This window comes from Nevskia soli DSM 19509, from assembly GCF_000711955.1.
Lineage (GTDB): Bacteria > Pseudomonadota > Gammaproteobacteria > Nevskiales > Nevskiaceae > Nevskia > Nevskia soli.
In genome coordinates, this window is the sequence record NZ_JONR01000024.1 from 1 (window position 1) to 18,378 (window position 18,378).

Annotated in this window: 15 protein-coding genes; 2 read left to right on the forward strand and 13 right to left on the reverse strand. The window is 59.5% G+C overall.

Annotation, left to right across the window (positions count from 1 at the left end; genetic code table 11):
* Together BP26_RS28595 and BP26_RS0113355 are read right to left on the reverse strand one after the other, a co-directional pair.
* Window positions 1-267: helix-turn-helix domain-containing protein (locus tag BP26_RS28595; RefSeq protein WP_084183310.1), on the reverse strand; the 267-nt coding region annotated here is incomplete at its 3' end.
* Window positions 268-423: 156 nt separating this feature from the next.
* On the reverse strand, window positions 424-1,764 hold the full coding sequence (locus BP26_RS0113355; protein ID WP_084183061.1) for a glycoside hydrolase family 5 protein: 1,341 nt from the start codon (window positions 1,762-1,764) through the stop codon (window positions 424-426).
* On the opposite strand from BP26_RS0113355, the gene BP26_RS30125 reads away from it, so the two are divergent.
* Window positions 1,733-2,224: a hypothetical protein gene (locus tag BP26_RS30125; protein ID WP_029921084.1), complete on the forward strand. Its 492-nt coding sequence runs from the start codon at window positions 1,733-1,735 to the stop codon at window positions 2,222-2,224. The two genes, BP26_RS0113355 and BP26_RS30125, sit on opposite strands and share 32 nt — an antisense overlap.
* A gap of 117 nt (window positions 2,225-2,341) precedes the next feature.
* Here the strand turns inward: BP26_RS30125 and BP26_RS28600 are convergent, their stop codons facing one another.
* Window positions 2,342-4,468 (reverse strand): cellulase family glycosylhydrolase, encoded by a 2,127-nt coding sequence (locus BP26_RS28600; protein WP_084183063.1) that lies wholly within the window; start codon window positions 4,466-4,468, stop codon window positions 2,342-2,344.
* Window positions 4,469-5,059: 591 nt separating this feature from the next.
* On the opposite strand from BP26_RS28600, the gene BP26_RS27640 reads away from it, so the two are divergent.
* On the forward strand, window positions 5,060-6,271 hold the full coding sequence (locus BP26_RS27640; RefSeq protein ID WP_084183064.1) for a Crp/Fnr family transcriptional regulator: 1,212 nt from the start codon (window positions 5,060-5,062) through the stop codon (window positions 6,269-6,271).
* Window positions 6,272-6,292: 21 nt separating this feature from the next.
* On the opposite strand, the gene BP26_RS0113380 is transcribed toward BP26_RS27640, so the two are convergent.
* The 10 genes from BP26_RS0113380 to BP26_RS28605 all read right to left on the reverse strand — a co-directional run bounded on the left by BP26_RS0113380 (window position 6,293) and on the right by BP26_RS28605 (window position 18,316).
* Window positions 6,293-7,567: a lipopolysaccharide biosynthesis protein gene (locus BP26_RS0113380; protein ID WP_051748944.1), complete on the reverse strand. Its 1,275-nt coding sequence runs from the start codon at window positions 7,565-7,567 to the stop codon at window positions 6,293-6,295.
* Window positions 7,564-8,745, reverse strand: a complete 1,182-nt coding sequence (locus BP26_RS0113385; protein ID WP_029921089.1) for a glycosyltransferase family 2 protein — start codon at window positions 8,743-8,745, stop codon at window positions 7,564-7,566. The genes BP26_RS0113380 and BP26_RS0113385 overlap by 4 nt, the downstream gene beginning before the upstream one ends.
* Complete coding sequence (locus BP26_RS0113390) at window positions 8,742-9,665, reverse strand: glycosyltransferase family 2 protein (RefSeq protein WP_029921090.1); 924 nt, start codon at window positions 9,663-9,665, stop codon at window positions 8,742-8,744. The genes BP26_RS0113385 and BP26_RS0113390 overlap by 4 nt, the downstream gene beginning before the upstream one ends.
* The gene (locus tag BP26_RS0113395; RefSeq protein WP_169740704.1) at window positions 9,662-11,101 is read right to left on the reverse strand and encodes an HAD family hydrolase; all 1,440 of its coding nucleotides are present in this window, start codon (window positions 11,099-11,101) and stop codon (window positions 9,662-9,664) included. Before BP26_RS0113395 ends, BP26_RS0113390 begins: the two co-directional genes overlap by 4 nt.
* The gene (locus tag BP26_RS0113400; protein ID WP_051748945.1) at window positions 11,098-12,216 is read right to left on the reverse strand and encodes an acyltransferase family protein; all 1,119 of its coding nucleotides are present in this window, start codon (window positions 12,214-12,216) and stop codon (window positions 11,098-11,100) included. The genes BP26_RS0113395 and BP26_RS0113400 overlap by 4 nt, the downstream gene beginning before the upstream one ends.
* Entirely contained in the window at window positions 12,213-13,622 is a 1,410-nt protein-coding gene (locus BP26_RS0113405; protein ID WP_029921093.1) for an O-antigen ligase family protein, read from the reverse strand. The genes BP26_RS0113400 and BP26_RS0113405 overlap by 4 nt, the downstream gene beginning before the upstream one ends.
* A 157-nt stretch (window positions 13,623-13,779) precedes the next feature.
* On the reverse strand, window positions 13,780-14,640 hold the full coding sequence (locus BP26_RS0113410; protein WP_029921094.1) for a CpsD/CapB family tyrosine-protein kinase: 861 nt from the start codon (window positions 14,638-14,640) through the stop codon (window positions 13,780-13,782).
* Window positions 14,637-16,073 (reverse strand): GumC family protein, encoded by a 1,437-nt coding sequence (locus BP26_RS0113415; RefSeq protein ID WP_029921095.1) that lies wholly within the window; start codon window positions 16,071-16,073, stop codon window positions 14,637-14,639. Before BP26_RS0113415 ends, BP26_RS0113410 begins: the two co-directional genes overlap by 4 nt.
* Window positions 16,073-16,963 carry an SLBB domain-containing protein gene (locus BP26_RS0113420; protein ID WP_051748946.1) on the reverse strand — a complete coding sequence of 297 codons (891 nt, stop codon included), beginning with the start codon at window positions 16,961-16,963 and terminating at the stop codon, window positions 16,073-16,075. Before BP26_RS0113420 ends, BP26_RS0113415 begins: the two co-directional genes overlap by 1 nt.
* A gap of 264 nt (window positions 16,964-17,227) precedes the next feature.
* Window positions 17,228-18,316, reverse strand: coding sequence for a WecB/TagA/CpsF family glycosyltransferase (locus BP26_RS28605; RefSeq protein WP_084183067.1), 1,089 nt, complete (start codon window positions 18,314-18,316; stop codon window positions 17,228-17,230).
* Window positions 18,317-18,378 lie beyond the last annotated feature (62 nt).

The following is an 18,378-nucleotide window of genomic DNA, read 5'->3' on the forward strand; positions in this document are numbered from 1 at the left end:
AGGAAATCCCTGCATGACCGCCCCGACCTTGAGGGCTTTGACCAATTCACGGCGCTGCGCCTGATCCAATCCCGCCGGACGGCCGCGGCGACCATCTTTGAGCGCCCCCGGACCTTCAGCCTCCAGCTTCAGCCGCCATTTGCGCACCGCCTCAGGGCTGACGCCCACGCGCCGGGCGACTTCCGATTGGTGCACACCCTGCTGCAACAGACGACCAGCCTTGAGTCGCCGTCGCTGTAAATCCGATGCTTTCTGAGGCTCTGCCATTGGTGCCCTCCAAGCTACCACAGCGGCAGACCACAAACAGCAAAAATAGTTTCAACTATTTATGCAAGGCTCAATAAGTTCGACCGAACAGCCACTGGGGCGGAGAAAAAGAGGCAATCCCAAGCCGGATTGCCGCCGGAAAAATCCCGGATGGCGCTACTGCCAGGCCGTGCCGATCATCCAGTCATGGAAGACCTGTCCATAGCCCGCAGTCGGCGTACCGTGTGCATCCATGATCAGCACGTTTTCATTGTTCAGCCAGACGTCCCAGGCCCAGCCCACTACGGACCATCCATGCGTGTCCGCGTAGGGTAGAAGCTGCTGCAGAAACGGAGCGCCGGAAGTGCCAGGCTGGTTGCGTTCACCCACCTCTGTAATCACCACCGGATAGCGTGACGCGATGGACTGCACGGCAGGCCAGTTGGCCGGCATGGACCAAGTGGAGGAAAGGTTGGAAAAGCGAAGCGAAAACGCGGCTCCCTTGCCACTGCCTGAAGTGGAATCCTGGGTCACGGGACCAGTGGGCAAGCTCGTTTGCAGATAAGCGCCGCTCTGCGTAATGCCGACCCCGGTTATGCTTCCGCCGGAACCGATCGATGTGACGGTGAACTTCGCCGGCGTATAGACGGTATTGGGTTGGGGCAGGGTAATGGTATCGGAGACGCTGTAGCCACTGCCGGCTGCCGATAGGCTGAAGCCGGAAACGAGCTGTTGCGGTGGATAGGGATGCCATGCGGCAGCCATTTGCCCCAGCGGATCGCTTGGGACATTCGCCAACCATGCGCTCATGTCGTTGCAATATGCAATGCCGCCAACCAGTACGATGTTCTGGGCCCCTACCTGGCGCACGGAATCAAGCATCGCCTGCATGCCGGCAACATTCCATGAAGTGACAATTCTCTGGTATTTTCCTTCGCCGCTTGTCGCCGGGTAGTAACTTATCGTGCCGCCGCGCATCATCACCTCCCAGGCCGACGCACTGCCGTTTATACCGTCGAGATAGGGCTCGTTGTACAACTCGAACAACACTGCGCGATTGTCTTTGAATGCTGCGGCGACCGATCGCCAGAACGCCAAGGAATGATCGAGATTCGCCATTTGTGTCTGCAACATCGGACAGGTACTTCCAGGCGCCGCCCAATGTAGATCGAGAATCACGTAAAGGCCGGCTGCATTCGCTTGAGCAACCTGCGTTTTCACCGTCGACTGGTAGTTGCCGCCGGGATCCGGGCTGTGGATTTTTCCACTGGTGTCGACGCAGCTGCTGTTGTTGAGCCAGGAAGCTTCGTTCAGGGGTAGACGTAAGACGTTGGCGCGCCAGCTGTTCAATCCAGCCCAATTGGGGCCGCCTGCCTGGCCAGCCTGGCCCCCGGAAGGATCTCCAGGGCTCCAGCCCTGGATCGCAACGAATTCAAATCCACTGTAGTTGACGCCGCGCAGTTGCACCTGCTTGCCGTTGCCGTCAATGAAGTGGTTGCCCTGCACGCTGATCGCCAAGCCGTGTGAAGCGCCTCCGCTCGAGGTGGTGCCGGAGCTCGAACCGGCGCCGCTGGAGGACGCGCTCTGCGCTCCCGAGCTGGCGCCGGAACCGCTGCTCGAAGAAGCGGAAAGCCCGCCGGAACTGGAACCGCCGCTGGATCCGGTGCTTGGAGAGGTGTTCGTTCCATTCGAACTGGAGCTGCCGCTTGAAGGAGCGGCTTGGCTATCAGAGGATGAACTGCTCATTGATGATCCGCTGCCGCCCGGGCTCTCGGAACAAGCGCAGAGTTGCAGCATCAGCGCCGCGGTCATGGACAATATGATGCGAGCTGTCACGTTCGGGTCAAAACCTCGTTTGGCGCGTATGTCGGAATCTGCTGGCTGGCGACAGCAGGTTATTAGAGGCGACACAGCGCACTTGGCATGGTGCCAAAACCGACATTTCCCGCTTCGTTCCGACCGTTCGTCGGTGGCGTAGCTGCGGCGTACAAAAAAGCCCCCGGAGATTTCTCTCCGGGGGCTCCCCCAAACTACCCGGCACTGCAGGAAGCTGTCGACTTCGTGCCGCGGCGGGATTCAGCTCATCATCGACGGCTCACGGAGCGTGGTTGACCAGCCAGTCGTGGAATACCTGGCCATATCCGTCGGTCGGCGTCCCATTGACGTCCTTGATCAGAACGTTCGATGAGTCGCCCCACGTGTCCCAGGTCCAACCAAGCAGGCTCACGCCGTTCTGGTCCGCGAAGGCCGTAACGGTGGAGACCAATGGCGCTCCAACGGTGCCTGTTGCGTTCAGATCACCGGTTTCGGTGGCGATGACCGGGAAACCTGCGGCGCGAATGTTCTGCACGTCGGTGTATACACCGGGGGCATAGTTCGGCTGGGCGTAGGCAGCGGTGCCCCAAGTGGTACCGAAGGTCGGGTAAGGGTGCCAAGTGGCAGCCATCTGCCCTTGTGGGTCGCTCGGACGGTAGGTGAGCCAGCCACTCAGATCCTGCGTGTACTGCATTGCACCGACCAGCACCACATTGGTCGCGCCGGTGGCGCGCACTGCATTGAGCATGGCCTGATAGCTGGCAATCGCCCAGGGCTGCTTGACGTCCTTCCAGTTGCCTGTGCCGCTGGTGGCGGGGAAGCCGCTGAACGAGCCGTTGGTGCCCAGCATCATGTAAGACCAGGTGTTGCCCGTGAAATCGAAATTCAAGTAAGGCTCGTTGAACAGTTCGAACATCACGGCCGGATTGCTCTTGAACTGGGTGGCAATGCTGGTCCAGAAGTCCAAGGAATGATCGGCATCGGCCATCTGGGTCTGTAGCATGGGGCAGGCCGTACCCGGTGCCGTCCAGTGCAGGTCGAGAATTACATACAGTCCCGCAGCATTTGCCTGCGCAACCTGCGTGGCCACGGCGGATTTGTAGTTGTTACCCGGGTCGGGATTATGCACCACGCCGCTTGTATCGGTGCAGCTGTAGCCCAGCCAGGACGCTTCGTTCAGCGGAATGCGCACGATATTCACCTTCCAGCTCTTCATCGCGGTCCAGTTCGGACCTCCGGCTTGGCCAGCTTGCGCCCCTGACGGATCGGATGGAGACCAGCCGCCGATAGCGACGAATTCGAAGCCGCTGAAGTTCACGCCGCGCAACTGCACCGGTTGTCCAGAGCCATTGACGAACTGGTTGCCCTGCACGCGAATGGAGAGCCCACCGGTGCCGCCACTCGAACTGCTGCTGGAAGAACCGCCGCCAGAGCTGCTCGTGGTGCCGCCGCTGGAAGAGCTGCTCGAGCTGCTAGAGCTTCCACTTGAGGAGCTGCTGGAGCTGCTTGAGCTACCGCTGGAAGAGCTGCTCGAGCTGCTGCTGGACGAACTGCTGGAGCTGCTTGAGGAACTGCTGGAGGCCGTGGCCACGGTGAATGAGCCAGGTGAAAAGGCCGCATTCTTGGCGTTGAGGATAACCACCTGTCCGGTCTTTCCATCTGCGGGTACGGTAATCTTCACCTGCGTATCGCTGACCACTTTCAGCGCAGCATCATGTCCGCTGCCGATCCATGCAGCATTGGCACCCGTAAATCCAGAGCCGGATACAGTCAAGACCGTACCTACGGGACCCGAGGTTGGAGTGAAGCTGCCGATCATCGGTTGCGGCAGGGTCGCCGAGCTGGCAGTGACCGCGAATGTGGAGGGACTGAAAGCGGAGTGCGCGGGGTTGATCAGCGCAATCGAACCGCTGGTTGCATCGGCGGGAACTGTGACGGTTGCCTGGGTATCGCTGATAACCTTCACGGTTGCGGTATGGCTGTTGCCGACCCATGCCTGGTTCGATCCGGTGAAGCCGGAGCCCGTAATTGTCACAGCAGTCCCCACCGGACCGCTTGCCGGCGAAATCGTAGTGATGACCTGCTGCGGATAGGTGGTGGCTGTCGTCGTGGTCTTGGTTGTGGTGAATGCGGTGGAAGTAAACGCCGCATGCGATGGATTGAGGATCGCAACGGCGCCAGTCGTCGCATCGGCGGGAACGGTGATCGTTGCCTGAGTGTCGCTGAGCACACGCAGAGCGGCATCGTGCCCGTTTCCAACCCAGGCCTGAGTCGAACCGGTGAAGCCTGCGCCGTTCAGGGTCACGATCGTGCCGGTCCCACCTGAAGCCGGTGAGAATGAGTTGACGAGTTGCTGCGGGTAGGTGGTGGCGGCATTCGCCCCGGCGCTGACCAGGGATAGCGTCAAGACGGACAACAAGCTTCCGACGCGCATGGTGTTTAGGCCAATAGGGGCGGTCCACACGGAACGGCGAGGGCTCTTGGATCGGGGTCCCGACTCGATTGCGACCGGCTGATTGGACGCCGGTGGCGCTCCGAAGATGCGACTGAAGTTCATGGCGATGTATTTCCAGTTTCTGGTTTGGGGGGTAACCAGTTCGTGTATTGCTCGCGGCAACAAGCGATCCGGTGTCGCCACCTTCGTCTTTCACGGAGAGTCTGTGGGATTGCCCACGTTAAATGGCTGCATTCGCGCCGTTCGGCGGACGGTACCTTAAAAGCAAGTGCCGCTCATCGGCACTCTGCAGCCGCTGATCGGCACCTTTTGGCGAATATTCGGGGAGCGGGAATGAAGAAATCGGGCCGGAATAGTCAGCCCCCACTGTCGACTCACGCAGGCAGCCGTTGTGAACGGCCCAGATCTGGTGCGTCGCCAATCAGCGACCTAAGAACCCTGCATAGCCGGAATCAAACGTCCCAACTTGATTCAGATCAATCCGGATTCTTTTGTTCGGCACCATACTAAGTAGCGTAATCAAAGATCCACCAAGGGGGCGCGATGAAAGAATTTGAGCTGCCGGCAGAAATAGCGCTACGTGAGTTATTCGCGGCCAATGCGCCGCGAGGGCGGGGGCCGGTCAATGCGCGAAATCTGTATCGCCTGTGGGAAGCGACCGGATTTCGGCGCTCGGATCTGGCTGCATCGATAAGGACCATGATGGCTTCAGGGACCCTGCGGGCGGAACATCAGTCCGGCCATTGCCAGTATTTCCTGGCTCGGGCTATCCGAAGCAGCATCCCGGAGCTCGATGCTGTCGTAAATAAAACCTCATTGGATGATGACGACAAGATTGTCATCACCGCCGCGAAACGGGTGCGTAACCCCGCCAGTGGCGCGAGTTTCGGACGGCGCAGTCAGGATCGGGGGGAATACGCAAAAGCCCCCGAACGTCGCGGTCTGCAGCAGAATCGCTTTCTCGGGTTGCTGCCGGGTCCGGTGCGGGCGGAACTTGAGCAGAAGCTGGAACAGGTGCCGATGCCCCTCGGCCTGGTTCTCTGGGAAAAAGGTGAACACATACGCTATTTATACTTTCCTATCGATTGCGTATTGACGCTATCCCAGGAAACCGTTGAGGGGTTCTCGACCGAGATGGCGATGATCGGCAATGAGGGCATGGCGGATATCCTGGCCGTGCTTGGGAGCGACGTGGCTTGCGGCCGTGCCGTGGTCGATATGCCAGGTTTCGCCTATCGCCTGCCGGTGAGCACATTGCGAAAGACCTTCGAAGCTGGCGGCGAGGCGCAGCAGGTGTTCCTGCAGTATTTCCGGGCCCTGTTTCTGCAAACCGCACAGCTTGCGGCATGCAACCGCTTCCACACGATCGACCAGCAGCTCAGCCGTCTCCTGCTGAGTTACATCGACCGTTCCCGTTCGAACAAGATGATTACCACACATGAACGGCTGGCCAGCCTGTTTGGCGTGCGTCGTGAAGGCGTGACCGAGGCTATCGGTAGACTGAAAAAATCCGGTGTGATCGAGGTTGGGCGTTGCGCTCTTACAGTTTTAGACCGTGACGCACTAGTAGAAAAATCTTGCGAGTGCTATGACGCCGTTCGGAGCGAGTACGATCGTCTGCGTTCCCTGTCGGCGCGCGGCGCGGGGCCAACGACCGCGCCGGGGCTCGGTGCCGGGATTGCTGCCAGTCCAGATTTTCCGAGAACCGCAGGGCGGTTAAACAGCAGCCAGCACAAGCCAGGTTTCGCTCCCTGACGCGTGTCGGCTGCAAGAAGGTCAACCTGGAATCGCGAGTGGCCCACTGCTCTCTCGCAGCGATAGGGCGAGGATGCCGCCTACACTGATTATTTCCCCGAGTAGTACGCCAAGCGGGGCGCCGATTTCGCCGATATGGCGCATGGCCCAGTAACTGGCCATGAGGGATGCCAGCGCGCTTACGGCAGTGATCGCCGTGAGTGCCCGGAAACGCGAGTGCACTACCAGTAGGTATATCAACTGGTCGCGGATCACCATCACCAGAAATGCAGAGAACCACAGCAGCAGCAGCTGGTCGCGGTGGGCAAAGGATTTCTTCAGGATCGTCGCGAATATCCAGTCGCGGAATAGCCACAAGCCCCCGAAATAGCACAGTGCGATACCGGCTACCGCAGCCGCAAAAAAGCTCAGGCGGCGCAGCACAGCCTGCGCGCCATGCGCCGCCAGCCAGGTCGTAGCCAATGGCAACATCATTGTCCCCAAACCCGTCGAAAGCAGATTCACCGGCATCATCAGCAGGCGAGTCGCGGCAATGGATGCCAATGCCTGGACATCCAGTGTCGCGGCGACCAGATAGCTATAGCCTTGGCTGAAGGTCCAATGCACGGCCGCTCCAGCCGTTGACCAGAGTGCGAAAGGCGCAATCTGGCGCAGGATCCCCTGACTGCCGGCGATGTTCCAGGGTTCATGGCGGCGCAGGAAGCCTGCCAGCAGCAGGCCGCCAACCAGAGCGGAGAGCGTCAGGCCAAGAATGGCCCCGAGCGAGGGGGCTGAAAGCCATGTGGCCAGGAAGGCCGCCGGAATCAGCAATGCGACAAATACGGCGTCGCTTCTGAGCACGTCTGCCGGCCGATGATAAGCCAACAGCACCATTCGAAAATATTCCCGGTTCAGTGTCAACAACGCGGCGCCGATCACGGCAAGGACCAGTGGCCCGGTATGGCGGTCGAGCACTCCGCCGCACCAAAGGACGGCGGTGACGAGCACCGCTCCGACACAGGCCGGAATCAACATATGGCGTTGTGCGCGATACAGGCCGCCGACAACATCGGCTCGTCCGGCTGGGTTCAGGTGCGTCAGACGGTTGACCATGGATGGGGCAAAGAACGCGCTCTGCAGCGATGTCAGCAGCAGCAGGGCATTTATTGCCAGTATGTAATACCCGTACTGCAAGTCTGTACTGCGGCGGATCAAGATCAGCCCAACGCATAGACTGGCCCCGGACAGGAGCGCCTGGTCGATGACCGCGCTGCTGAACAGTTTCAATAGGCGGTTGATGCCGTGAATCTTATTCAAGCGCGCTCCCGCTCTGTGCTGACCCAGCCCGCCGATTCGCGTCGGCCGAGCATGACCGGGATTTTCCAAAGCACAAAAAACGGCGCATACATCAGATCGAAAAGGCCCTGCCTGCCAAGTCCGCTGAGGCGCCAGCCTCGCAACACATACAGGAGCAGGCTGGCAGCGCAGATCACGCCTATCCACAGCAAGATTCTTGCTTCAGGTTGCCACCACATTGCGATGCCGGAGCAGACAATCAGTGCGGCGATGTTCATCGATACGTAGGACAGGGGCAATACCAGCAGATCAAGCGCCAAGTCCAGGCATACCTTGCTGCGCCGATATAAGGCTGCTCGCAATAAGGGCAGGGTGCGGGTGCGAATCAGTTGCATGCGCCCGCCCTCCCAGCGCTGCCGCTGCTTTCCGGCTGCGACGCCGCCGGACACCATTTCCCCCTTGGCATGCGCCTCGTCGGCATAATGCACGCGGTACCCGGCAAGTCCGAGCGTGATGCCGTATTCCAGATCTTCGGTGATGGAATAGGCGCAAAACGGCAACTCTCTGAGCAGGGCATGAGTGACACACCAGCCATTGCCACGGATACCGCAAGATAATCCGAGTCGCTCGCGGGCGCGGGAACGCACTATGTGAAATGAAGCCTTGGCCATCGTGATCAGACGCGTTCGCCACGAGGCTAGGGGATTGAGAACGCCATAGTGGGCCTGTACTGCCACGGCGCCATTCTCGATCCGGGCGGCGAAGGCTTCCAGCAGGTTGTCCGAGACCTCGCTGTCCGCGTCCACTACGACAACGGCATCGGCGATCGCGTCCTTCAGACTCTTGTTGAAGGCAAAGTCCAGGGCATAGCCCTTGCCGCGGTTGCTGAGGTCGCGTCGTTCGATGACTGTGGCTCCCGCGTTGCGCGCCAATGCAGCTGTGGCATCCGCGCAGTTGTCGGCAACTACCAGGATTCTGAATTTTCCAGCCGGCCAGTCAAGCCGCCGCAGGCTGGTCACAGCGCGCTCGATTACCGTGGCCTCATCGTGTGCGGGGACGACGATATCGAAGCGCAACTTGCGTGACGAACGCGTTGCCGGAGGTAAAGCCCCGGATAGCAACGTCGCAGTGAGTAAATAGGCGGAGGCCGCTACAGCCGGCAATGCCAACAGCAGCAGGAACATGTACAACAGCGTCATGGCGATGTTCTCCGGGCGTACTCGTCGTAGCGCCAACCACACAGCAGGGATAGCTTGCCGAAATTCGCGGTCGCCTTGATGATCCAGTGGGCCGCCTGATGACGACCGAGGGGAAGTGTCAAAGGCACGAGGCTGCCGGCGACCAGCATCTGGGCAAGTGACCGCAGCGCCAGTAAAGTTGTTCGCGTGTGCGTGGCCGCTCCGTAGCCGCCGTCGAGCGTATGCCGGGAAAAATCCTGTCCCCCGCGCAGAGCGCGCAGGCACAGCCAGCGAAGTGAAAGTCGAGTTGGCGCCACCGGCTCAACTACCGCCGCTTCATCGCACCAAACAATCCGCGCACCGCGCCGCGCCAGCCGGGTGAGCATTGCGCCATCCTCCCCGCCAGTCAGTCCGTAGGCCGGATCGAAGGGGGGGGCGTCGCCCTTTAGCAGTTCGCTGCGCATCAACACGTTTCCGAAGCGCAGGAGGTTGGCTGGAACCACGGTGCCGGTGGTCATGCGAGGCCAATTATAGAAACTGCCGCGACGGATCCACGGAGGCGCCTGCGGCGGCAGCATCGGTTCGACCGGCCCAAGCACCACGTCAGCCCGATAGCGTTCAGCGGTAGCCAGCATCAATTCCAACCACGGCGGTTGCGCGCGTTCGTCGTCATCGATGAATGCAATCCAGCTTCCGGTGGCAAGGTCGACGGTGCGATTCCGTGTTAGCGAGATATTCTGGATCGGCTGGACTTCGTAACGGATCTGGAACGGTGTGCCATACCGCATGCGCTGCTCCACCACCTCCCTAGCCCCTCCTTCTGCGGTATTGTCAACCACTACAAGCTCGGCCGGAGATAGCGTCTGGGCAACCATGTCATCGAGCAATTGGCGCAGCTGTTCGTTGCGTCGATGTGTTGCGATGCACAGACTGACGCTCACTGGCGAGGCTCCACTTTGGGCTTGGATAGGAAATGCGCAGCTTTCAGAACCGCCCAAAGCTCGGTACGCGCTCGCAGAAGCGTCCAGCCAAAAAGCGCCAGTGTGGTCCAGTTCATGAGCAGGGACAGCCCTTCGGTCAAGGCCAGCATCGACATCAGGAGTGTCAGAAAAAACAGGCGGATCAGACACAGCGGGGCATCCGGCCAGCTACGCTGCCCGAGGCGGTAGATGATGTATGGCAGCCAGCGCGCCATGACATGAGCGGCCAGTGCCAGCGCCCCGACAGGGCTGATCGGCACCAGCGCGGCAAAGACCGTGGTGCGGGCAAACTGCAGGCCGACATACATCCAGACACGCGTTGTCTTGTCCAGACGGTTGTAAAGCAGGAATGAGAGATGGCTCAGACCGAGCGCGGCCATCCATGTGGCCAGATCCTGCGGCGTCGCCGCACCCGGCCAGCGCAGCAGTAAAATGCCGAGATAGCCACATGCCAGCGCCCAAATCCAGGGCTGCACGGCGGGCGTAGCGACTGGTGCGTCAAAAAATGCCGAAGTCAGCTTGGGATGCGATTCATAACGCTCCGCCACCAGATCGTTATCGACATAACCTCTTTCGTACACGGCCCAGAAGGAGATCAGCAAGAACAACAGGCCCAGGAGATGCAGTCCCGGAATTGCGGCCAGTGCGATGGAGCTGAGCACCCAGTAGGCGAAATCTTCCTGCAGGATTCCGCGAAATATGTAGCGTTCACCGGGCCGTTTCACCCGCGAGACGTATTGGCCGGGTAGATAAATGGCGCTCAGGGCATGGCGAAATCGCGCCTGTGGCCAAGTGGTCCGCAGAGGCCGGGCGCACGCGTTGAGCAGCGGGAGGTCCTGCACCGAATCGGTGATGACCAGGCTTGCCTTGACGACATCTTCCCCCAGGGCCCCAACGACCAAGTCCAGCTTGCCGCCCCGGCGATCCTGCCAGTGATTCACCCGCGCCGCAACGATGACCGCCTCCGGGAGCCCCATGGCCGCTACCAGTGGGGTAACGATGCCGTCGAAGCCAACCGTGGCAATGATCGGTGAGGATCCACGGGATTTCACCGCATTCAACAGGCGTTGATTGGTGAAACGGGCCGCCAGGCTCGTCACCCGTTTGCGCCAACGTCGATGAGTCCAGGGGAAAAAAGTGCTGACCAACCGAACGCGCCAGCTGTCGCGGGTGGATTCGCCGCCAGTCCAGCGCCAGGGCTTAATCATATCGAGCAGCCGCAGTAGCAGCAGGGCTGCGACTCCTGGATGGGCACAATCGATGAAATCTTCCGTGGAGTTGCCGAGGTAAAGTGTTTCGTCCAGATCCAGCAATACCGGGCCGACATGCCGGCTCAGTGCATCGATCGCGATATCCGGATGTGCGTCGTGCAAGGATAGGATGGGGGAACCATTCATCGTAGGTTCACTGGGGCCGGAACCGTCGAATTGCGCGATACCGTAACTTGGCGGTGCAGGCGCTTGCGCAGCCGTGCACATGGTCGCTCCACCCAGCGCCGCATCAGCTCAGCTACAGCCAGTGTCAGAATTGCAGTCAGAGTTGTCGCGGCAGCCCAGCCGAGGTGTGGCCAGTTATCAACGATCATGAACATGATGACTTGGTGCGACAAATAGATGGAGTAGGACACCGTCCCGAGATAAACCATGGGCTTGCTGTTCAGCCAGCGATAGGGAGCCTTTGCCGAACGCGCCACCGCAAGGTAAATCAGCGGGGCGATAGCCAGACTCTGAATGGTGTAACGGGCCGTTAGCCGAAACGCCTCGCCGCGCCAGGCAAGGGTGCCGATCAGTACCAGGACGCAGGTGATGGCCACGAGTCGGTCACGATGCTGACAACGCTTGGCCGCAGTATCGAGCCACGGATTGCGCCATAAACCCATCACGCACCCGACGAGGATGGCGTCAACGCGCGTATCCGTACCCATGGTCAGGTGCGCCTCGGATCCACCGTGTAGCATGAGCCAGAAGCGCCATGCCAGCACTGCGGCGCAAAGTGCGCTCAGCAGTGCCGCCGACCTGTTGCCGCGTCCCGACCTCAACATCAGCAGGGCCAGCGGCGGATAGAACAGATAGAAATGCTCCTCGACCGCCAGCGACCACACCACGCCGATTCCCGCCGGAATGCCGGCGAAGTCATGGGAGATGACGAAGTAGTTGCCGAGATAAAGCAGCACCGCCCATAGCCCATCCGCTGTAAAGTGGCCCTTTACAATGTTGTGCTCCGAAAGCAGGGCCGTGGCGCCGATCACGATCAGCAGTGGCGGCATCAAGCGCAGGAAGCGGCGCAAGTAGAAAGTTCGAAAGCAGACGGTTCCCGTTGATGCATATTCAGAGCGCATCAACGTCGTGATCAAAAAGCCGCTCAATACGAAGAATATGGTGACACCCAGGCCCCCGGGTACAATGTGCTCGAGTCCCGCATGCGCAAAAAAGACCAGTAGTACAGCAATCGCGCGGATTCCATCCAGGGATGGAATGGCTTCGGTCGCCGGGCGGCGGCTGTTTATGGTCATGTCCACCGGGCCGCCTCATGTTCCGCCAGAGATATGGGGGCGCTGACCGGATGCAGACTGACCGAGCGATAAATGCTGTCGGTGGGGTCGCCGAAATGCAGCTGCAGGCGGCGCTGCAAATGCGCGCGGGCGAGATCAGCAGTGGCCAGCATCATGATGACACAATTGACGCTCATGGCGCTGAGCCAGTGGGTTTCCGATAGATTGGTAATCCCCTGTTGCAGGAACAAGGCAAGACACAAAGCGGCCTTCTGCCGGTCCATCGCGAGCAGTTGCAGCGACTGCCTGATGTAGGCTGCCAGATAGCCGATCAGGCAGGCCAAGCCGACAAATCCAAGATCATTGACGATTTCGAGATATCCGTTGTGTGCTGACCCCGGATAGAAATTCATGCGCTGAAGGAACTCCAGCGATGGCGATCCGGGCACGGGGGACCAGTAAGCGCCATAGCCGGTTCCAAGATACGGGCTGAAATGGATGTGCTCCACAATGATCGCCCATATTTCGCTGCGCCCCGTAAAAGACAGGTCTTTTCCGGTCAATGCCACGATCGGGCTGAGTAGCACATCCAGTCCGGGTACCAGGCGCAGGATGGCCATGGAATAGATCAACAACATTGCCACGAATGTAATGATGGCGATGGGCATGTATCGGCGTAGTCCGGCAGGAGCGCGCAGGAACATGAAAAGAAAAAGAAGCACGAATGCCGCAGTCACTAATGACGTGGAACTGCGAGACAGGAGCAGGCATATGGCACAGAGTCCCGTTCCAAAAAGAGCGACGGCCGGCCGAACCTCTCCGGTCAGCCAGGCATGAAACCAGAAGATGAGGCCAATACAGGACAGAGCGCCGAGGGCATTCTTGTGGCTGGTCAGTCCGCGCCACGCGCCCACCAACTCGGCCGACGATTCCTGATGAATTGCCAACTGCGGTGACAGCAGACCGAACAACAGCGATCCACCCAGCATGATGGTGAGAATAGGGCGGATCACGCTCTGCAACCGGCGTCCGTGCCACCCGATCACCATGAAGGCCAAGGCAATCATCATGAAGGTGATAAAGCGGATATCCCGGCGTATGCTTAAACTGGGATCTATTGACCAAGTGACACTGGCCAGAGCAATGATCAAGAACGCGGGCAGGAACGGGTTGAGCCAACGCAGGACTAACCAAGCCAGCCCGGATCGCCACAGGACTACCACGCTGCCGAACCCCAGTAGCCCCAGCCAGAGCATCCGCGTCACCGGTGATCCTGCTGTCGGCGCCTGCGCAGTATGCAGGGCGCTGTAGTCCAATCCATCTGGAACGATCATCAGTACTACCAGCGTCCAAACCAATACGCCGACCGCGATAGCATGCCGATCATCGCGTATCCAAATCGCTCCCGCGTGAGAGGTCTCATGCATTACGCTTTCCATCCTGCGATCACCCGCTCGGCAGCGCAGATAAGCCTGTCAGGTCGGGTGCCGCCAAGTAGGAAAAAGGGGCAGCCACAAAATCGTCTATGGCGCTGGCCGGCCATGATCGGTGCAAAGAAATATCGGCAGCTGAGGAACATGCTGATTAAAAGTGGTTGATCACCGCACCAAGAATTTGCGAGCGGGTGGCTTCCAGGCGCCGTAGCAAATCACGAGTGTCGCTGTAAGGGGTATGCCCAGCACGACTCAGCGCGAGGACCCGTCCTGCAGACTTGGCTACCGCCAAGCCGTCCGAATAAAGGGACACGGGGCCAGTGTCGAACACGACGTATGCGAACTGCCGCCGCCATTCCTCGATCAGCAGTTCGAAGCGTGCGTCCGAGAGCAGTTCCAATGGATTTGAATGGCTCTCGCCCGAAGTCAATAGGGACAAATGCTGCACACCTTCCACGGAAAGCATGCAGGGTGGCTGGCCGCTGACGATTGCATCCGCGAGCCCGCATTGATTATCTGCCGCAAACAATGAATGTTGCCGTGAACTGCGAAGGTCCGCGTCCACCAAAAGGGTCGCGCGGCCGAGTTGCGAAAAGGAAATTGCCAGCTCGGCGGCGAGCATGGATCGGCCTTCTCCAGCACAAGGACTCAATATAGCGATCATGTTTGCCTGAGCGTTGCTCTGACTGCGCAGGATCAGCTCGGTGCGCAGAGCGCGAACTGTTTCGCTCCGGACGGCATAGGGATCGTGAACAATGCTCAGGCGTGAGTCGGGCTGGGCCATCACCTTGGCCAGACCGGCGTTGTGCCCACCATTTTGCGCCGCTTCGATGTCGTCCCGTGACACTAGTCCGAGGCACAGCGCTGCGTCGCAAAAGGGCAACCCCAACCGTCGCTCGGTGTCCGTAATCCGCGCCAGGGAATCGCTGGTCAGTCGGCGGCGCCGGATCAGGGCAGCGCGAAGCCCGGAATCGACTGACACGTGATGACTGCTATCGGTACTGCTGCTCATGGCGCGGCTTCCAGGCGGCGCCCGTCGTGGAACTCGGCAAGCACCGGGATGCCATGATCCCGTTCCAGGTCGTCGCGGCAGCGAATGCGTCGCTTGACCAAAAGCTCGTAGAACACCGGAAGGCCAAAGCCCAGCCCCAGTCCGCCGATCAAGGCGGAGAACAGGAACTTGAGGGTCTTCGGTTTGCTTGCCCGAAGCGGAGTCGTGGCGCGGCCCACAAAATCCACGTTGCTGTAGTGGTCGTTCGAGGCGAACATGATCTGGTCGTAGCCGTCCAGGGCGCGCTTGTAGACCGACTGCGCGGACTCCAGTTCCACCAGGTATTTGGCCTGTTCGTCGTGAAGAGAACGCGTGAGGAGAACCTTCGCGTGCTGCTCGTCGACGGCTTGTTTCATTTTTTCTTCAAGGTGACGGGCAGCGGCAAGATCGGATGCCGCGCCGCTGGTGTAGCGTTGTGTTTCCATTACCAGGGAATGACGTGTCGAGTCCATCTGCTGTTGCAATGCCAATACCTCGGGATGCCTTGATCCAAGAATTGCACGACTTTCCGCCATGCGTGACTCCTGGTCGGCGAGCTGCGTCTTCAGGGACTGGATCAGGCTGGATGACAGCACCTTGTCGGCCAGCGCCCCATTTTGCGCGCCAGCCGCTTCGGCGGTGCGGCGTGCGTTCTGGGCTTCGACCTGGCGTTGCTGCAGGGTCGAAAGCAGCTCCATATCGATATCGATCCTGGAGTCGGAATCGAGCAAACCGGTTCTCTGCCTGAACGCCGTGACCTGTTCCTGTGCCCTGTCGACCTTGGCCTTGAGATCATCCAGCAGCGCGGTATATCGTCTTGCGCGATCACTCGCCGGGCCGGTTTGGCGCAGGTGCTGCTCTTCGGTATAGACATCGGCGACTGCGTTGGCCACCTGCGCAGCTTCTGCCGGATTGTCTGCTGCATAGGTAACGTAGATGAGCTGGCTGCCGAAATGTCCTTGCTCAACCGTGAGATTCTTGGCCAGAACTTTTTCGGCCCATTCGCTCAGGGTGGTGCCGTCGCCTTTATAGCCTGAGATGTAGGGTTTGAGATCTGTCAGGTGAAGCCGCTCTACTACCTTCATCAGCACCACGGGGCTTTGCATCAACTCGATTTGCGTAGCGATGTAGCTGCCCAGGAGGCCGACTGGAAAATCCTTGCCGGCCAAAGGGTCATTCACTTCATAATTGATGAGCAGGGACGCTGTGGCTTCGTAGCTGCGTGGCAGCAACCTGACCACGACAAAGGAGATCGAAAACACGCACAGTGCTATGGCTAATGTCAGTTTTCTATGCGCCCAGATGATTGCGCCGATCTGTGATGCCGACAGACCGGGGTGGGCATATTGTTGCGGAACCACGGCGAACGGAAGCGCTCGATTGGTGTCGCGCACGGAAAGTTGGGTTCCAGCCATTAGAATATTCGCTCCTTCACGCGCAGCACGTCATTGGCCTCGACTGGATCGGTCAGTTCCGGCTTCAGGGTCACGTAAGATCCTTCACCCGTGCGTCTGCGGATTTCGATTCGTCCGTCGCTGCCCCGAGGGGTAATGCCGCCGCTGCGTGCGATGGCCTGTACTACCGTCATCCCAGGCTCGAGCCGATACATGTTCGGTGACTGAACTTCACCGTAGATATAGAATTGCGCGGCGCGCGGTACAAAGACCGCGTCTCCCCCTCTTACCGTTACAGCAGGTAGTGAACTGGCGGAGCTGGTCAATCTCTTGATATCAATGGGGATGTGCTGGATGCGGCCGTCCTTGTCGGGCCGCAGCAGATAGATGGTGTCCGCGCCGCCTTCAGTGATGCCGCCGGCTTGGGCAAGCAGATCGAGGATGGTTGTCTTCGATTCAATAGGGAACCTGGATGGTGAGCGGACTTCGCCAAGTACGGACACCTGCTGGCTGCGATATTGGACGAGGAATACGGTCACTTGCGGATCCACCAGGAAGTTACCGCCGCGCAGGGCTGCCGCGACGCGCTGTGCCGCTTCGGCGGGCGGCAGACCCGCCGCTTTAACGCTTCCGGCGAGGGGTACGGATATCGTGCCATCTGGAGAAACATAGGTGATGGTGCTGAATTCAGGTCGGCCGTAAACCTGAATGCTCACTGCATCACCGACACCCAGCTTGAACGTGGCATTGGTATCGCCGCCGACGGCCGAGGCGGATTCTGGTCCGGTCACCTCAGGCTCTGTGGCAGGAGAAGGCGCTGCGGACGCCTGGCAGGAAATACCAGCCAGCATCAGTCCGACGGTAAGGAACCAAACGGCCGGCATTCGTGATTTCTCAAATTGTTTGATCATTCCGCGTGATTTCCAAGCTAACCCGGATCGGCATGGGTCCGATCTTGTTTCCAGGTAGCGGTTGAAATTTTGAATAGGGCCTACAATCGAATCTGTTCGCTATCCAACAATCCCGCATGGCTCCGACGCTTTCTCCATCGTAAGGCGGTACCTCTGCAGGGATAGCCGAGCCGGAGTGGCTCAAGTGTCATACTTGGCGAGGCAGAGGAGGGCGAGATGGCCCCGTGTGCCGTGTATGGTTTTTGGCGGTGTTTTTGGATGGTTTTAACGTGCTGATAGTCCCACCTGGCGGCGTTCAATCATGGAGCCACCGGCGCGGCGGCGCTTGCGTGCTTGTTCCAGCAGATGTGTGACCCCGTCGCCCAAGCGGCTCCCAGTCATCATCTGAGCCGGCCGCAAAAGGATATCGGCGCGTCCGGGTTCCCGGGCGCCGATGCTCCGTTCCGAGCGCAAGGCACTCAAGCCCTGTGAGAAATCGCTAATTCTTAGACCCGTTTTCTCCCAGTCCTCGCGCAATTGATCCAGATCAATTGGCTGCCCGACTTGCAGACCTTTTCTCCGGAATATGTCCTGGAAAGCACCGATGATTGTGGAGGTATCTATGCTGCGCCAATTGACGCGGAGTTCAATTGGCGTCCTGATCAGAAAGGTGAATGCACGCACCCCTCGCACCAGATATCGGCTCGCCATTCGGCGAGGGGCCTGTAGCAGACGGTAGGCCCACTCGATGCCGAGTTGCTGCATCCAACGGGGTGCGCGTTTTTCGATCCCGGTCAGGAAGTCGATGGACGCGCCGACGCACAAAGCGAGACCACGTGCGATGTTGCGAGTCTTCAACTGGCGGGCTACATATTCCTGTTGGGGCGATCCCACTGCCAGAAAACAGAAGCGAAAAGGGCTATTGTCCTCGACGAAACGCAGGCAAGCCTCGATCAATAGCGGATCTCGGATGAAACCCATTGGCGGATTAAAGTGACTCAGATGCTGCAGATGGTAATGGTCTCTGATTTGCAGTGCCTGCTCAGGGCTGCCCCCAATCAAGATGATATGGTCATCCGGTTGGATCACGTTGGCGAACAGGCTGGAGGTAAGGTCGCTGCCGCAACATACTGGAAAGCGAAGGCCACGCGTGAATCGCAGGATGTTGGCGAGAAAACGACTGTCGAGCAGTACGAAGCCAGCATCGGCATAGAGTGTGCGGAAGGCGCTATCCTCTTTTAGCCGAAGCAGATGATCGACATTCGGCGTGACCACGAAGCCATATTGTTGATTACCGAATTCAGCCGCCAGGCGGGTGAATCCAGGGAGGTCGAAATCATCCAGTTGACAAACAGGCGGCGGTGCAGGGTTCATCTTCAAATCCTCATGCTCTCATGCGTCCCCAGGGGGCTACTCATTTTCGTCAGGGGACCAGA

Bases quoted from the DNA above. Each gene is read 5' to 3' on its own strand.
- BP26_RS0113410 (WP_029921094.1), bottom strand. From the start codon at position 14,640: ATGAGCAGCAGTACCGATAGCAGTCATCACGTGTCAGTCGATTCCGGG.
- BP26_RS30125 (WP_029921084.1), top strand. From the start codon at position 1,733: ATGAAGTGGTTGCCCTGCACGCTGATCGCCAAGCCGTGTGAAGCGCCT.
- BP26_RS0113415 (WP_029921095.1), bottom strand. From the start codon at position 16,073: ATGGCTGGAACCCAACTTTCCGTGCGCGACACCAATCGAGCGCTTCCG.
- BP26_RS0113395 (WP_169740704.1), bottom strand. From the start codon at position 11,101: ATGAATGGTTCCCCCATCCTATCCTTGCACGACGCACATCCGGATATC.
- BP26_RS0113385 (WP_029921089.1), bottom strand. From the start codon at position 8,745: ATGACGCTGTTGTACATGTTCCTGCTGCTGTTGGCATTGCCGGCTGTA.
- BP26_RS27640 (WP_084183064.1), top strand. From the start codon at position 5,060: ATGAAAGAATTTGAGCTGCCGGCAGAAATAGCGCTACGTGAGTTATTC.
- BP26_RS0113420 (WP_051748946.1), bottom strand. From the start codon at position 16,963: ATGATCAAACAATTTGAGAAATCACGAATGCCGGCCGTTTGGTTCCTT.
- BP26_RS28605 (WP_084183067.1), bottom strand. From the start codon at position 18,316: ATGAACCCTGCACCGCCGCCTGTTTGTCAACTGGATGATTTCGACCTC.
- BP26_RS0113400 (WP_051748945.1), bottom strand. From the start codon at position 12,216: ATGACCATAAACAGCCGCCGCCCGGCGACCGAAGCCATTCCATCCCTG.
- BP26_RS0113405 (WP_029921093.1), bottom strand. From the start codon at position 13,622: ATGCATGAGACCTCTCACGCGGGAGCGATTTGGATACGCGATGATCGG.